Origin of the sequence: Arthrobacter sp. CC3 (assembly GCF_039907775.1) — a bacterium.
GTDB lineage: Bacteria > Actinomycetota > Actinomycetes > Actinomycetales > Micrococcaceae > Arthrobacter.
On the sequence record NZ_JARCCY010000116.1, the window covers coordinates 1 to 616 of the forward strand.

1 protein-coding gene is annotated in these 616 nt (G+C 64.4%); it reads left to right on the forward strand.

Annotation, left to right across the window (positions count from 1 at the left end; translation table 11 throughout):
- Positions 1–465 (forward strand): transposase (locus tag PV761_RS24235; RefSeq protein WP_347900056.1); only part of this gene is annotated, 465 nt, incomplete at its 5' end.
- Positions 466–616: the final 151 nt, after the last annotated feature.

Sequence of the window (616 nt, forward strand, 5' to 3'; positions counted from 1 at the left end):
GAGCCGCTGCACCCCGGAGCGCAGCCGACCCTGCTCGATACCGACGGGCACAGGATCACCGCGCTGTTGACCAACTCACCGCGGTGGCACGGCCCGTTCCTGGACGCCAGGCACCGCGCCCGGGGACGGTGTGAGAACAGGATCAAAACCCTGAAAAACACCGGCCTGGGCAAACTGCCGTTCTTCGACTTCGCCGCGAACCAGGCCTGGGCCAACATCGCCGCGCTGGCCTTCAACCTCGTCTCCTGGCTCCAGCTCGCCGCCCTCCCTCACGGCCACCGGGCCAAAGCCTGGGACATCAAACGCTGGCGCTACCGGCTCTTCGCGACCGCCGGGAAAATCATCACCCGCGCCCGCCGCAACCAACTCCTCCTACCCGAATCAGCGCCAGAGAAAGATCTCCTGAAACTGCTCCTGGAAAACACCGCCCGCCTCAAACAGGTCCTGCCTCCTGCCCCAGGGTGAACGGGCATTCATCCTGTCCTGACGAGAAGTCCCATCACCGGAAGTGGAACCGGCGCCAACCAGGCGATCCAACTGGCCACATCACACTGCCCGAAAACAGAAAACACCCGCCGATCAACACACCGGCACGAACCAGCGACCATCACCGACC